The following is a 309-nucleotide window of genomic DNA, read 5'->3' as shown; positions in this document are numbered from 1 at the left end:
TACTAAATAAAATAGAAATTGGTCTAGGAAGCTGATCTAAAAGCTTTACTGAATGCTTTAGCACTCAGGTAGTGCAGGATCTTACGGGGCTTGTCGTTGATGGCATTTTGGATTTGAGCAATTTGGGTTTCAGTAAACTGCTTCAATGATTTCCCTTTAGGAATATACTCCCGAATCAACCCGTTGGCATTCTCATTACTACCACGTTCCCAAGGCGAGAACGGATGTGCAAAGTAAATTTTAGTACCCTTAACTTGTGCAAGTTTTGAAAATTCACTGCCATTATCAAAAGTGATAGATTTAAACCAA

General features: G+C 38.2%; 1 protein-coding gene. It reads right to left on the bottom strand.

Features of this window, described 5'->3' with window-relative positions:
• Positions 1 to 23 precede the first annotated feature (23 nt).
• On the bottom strand, positions 24 to 309 hold a 286-nt coding region (locus IV87_RS10845; protein WP_156407387.1), incomplete at its 5' end, for an IS30 family transposase.

The organism is Pediococcus ethanolidurans (assembly GCF_001437405.1).
Classification (GTDB): Bacteria; Bacillota; Bacilli; order Lactobacillales; family Lactobacillaceae; genus Pediococcus; species Pediococcus ethanolidurans.
Note: the sequence above shows the minus strand (reverse complement) of the source record. Positions and strands in the feature narration are given on the sequence as shown.